Consider the following 1,424-nt stretch of genomic DNA (forward strand, 5'->3'; position numbering starts at 1 on the left):
CGTAATGCTGTTCACTTAAGCATTTGAATCCGCGCCGGGCTTCTCCGAAAATCCGATGCCAGACCTCTGGCATCGGATTTTTTATGTCTGTTCAACAGGACCTGCTCGACCTCGGTGACCTCTTCAACTTCTGCGACTTGAGCACCTTCACCCAGAACATCCCCATTGAATGGGTCGCCTCCGCGCTGGATCTTTCCAGTCAGGCCACCATCCGCCGGCGTCGCCTGCCCGCTGACCAAGTCCTCTGGCTGGTGCTCGGCATGGCGCTGTTTCGTGACGAGCCCGTTCACGAGGTGGCCAGGCGTTTGAACATTTGCGCCCAAGGCCTGGCTTCTGACCATCTGTTGGCCCGCAGCGGCGTGACGGAGGCCCGTAAGCGGCTCGGCGCTGACCCGGTTGAGTGGCTGTTCCGCAAGACCGGCACTCACTGGGGCGCGGAGCGCTATCCCGATGACGCCTGGCAGGATCTGCAAGTATTCGCGGTGGATGGTGCACTTCTACGCACGCCGGACACGCCTGAGTTACGAGACCATTTCGGCTCTGGAAACACCTCGACCGACCGCCAGACGCCCTTTCCCATGCTGCGTCTGGTGGCCTTGATGAATGTGCGTTCGCACCTGATCCTGGATGCACAACTGAGCCCTTACCGACGCAGCGAAATGCGCCTGGCCGATGAGTTTTTGCAGCAGATTCCCGACCATTCCGTGACGCTGTTCGACAAGGGATTCTGGAGCGCCGATCTCATGCTCAGCCTGACCGGAGGCGGTAGCCACCGTCACTGGCTGACGCCAGCAAAAAAAGGCCTGGTTTGCGAGGAAGTGGTCCGTTACAACAAGCACGATCGCCTGTTACGCATGAAGGTCTCGCCACAGGCAAGAAAGCGAAACCCCGACCTTCCAACCCATTGGGAGGCGCGCGAAGTCAGCTATGAAACTCAAGGCAAGCTAAAGACCCTCATGACCTCTTTGCCGGCTGGCACCTACAGCACTCAAGCCGTTGCCAGGCTTTACCGGGAACGTTGGGAAATCGAATTGGGCTTCAGGGACATCAAAAGCTCGATGCAGCAGAACGCGATGACCTTGCGCAGCAAAAAAGTCGATCTGGTCTACCAAGAAGTCTGGGGACTGTTGTTGGCCTACAACGTCATTCGTCGAGAAGCCAGTCAGGCGGCCGTGGCGTTTGGCCGAGCACCCTCGGACATCCGTTTCAAGCCGGCTTGCCAGTACATCGCCGTGCAACTGATCGTGATGGCGGCAGCCAATCCTGTTTCAGCAACGGGGAGACGGTTGGCGGAGTTAAGAAAAGGTGTCGGCGGGTTGTTTCTGGATCACCGCCCAAGGCCATCAAGGCCAAGGACGGTGAAGATTTCAAAAACCCGGTTTCCAGTGGACCGTAAGGCTGCTCCGCTTAAGTGAACAGCATTA

Annotated in this window: 1 protein-coding gene; it reads left to right on the forward strand. The window is 58.1% G+C overall.

Annotated elements, in window-relative coordinates:
* The first annotated feature begins 83 nt into the window (after nucleotides 1–83).
* Nucleotides 84–1,415 carry an IS4 family transposase gene (locus tag BSF44_RS29160; RefSeq protein WP_095946427.1) on the forward strand — a complete coding sequence of 444 codons (1,332 nt, stop codon included), beginning with the start codon at nucleotides 84–86 and terminating at the stop codon, nucleotides 1,413–1,415.
* Nucleotides 1,416–1,424: the final 9 nt, after the last annotated feature.

Source organism: Pseudomonas sp. ACN8, from assembly GCF_002303925.1.
In the GTDB taxonomy this organism is placed as follows: Bacteria; Pseudomonadota; Gammaproteobacteria; order Pseudomonadales; family Pseudomonadaceae; genus Aquipseudomonas.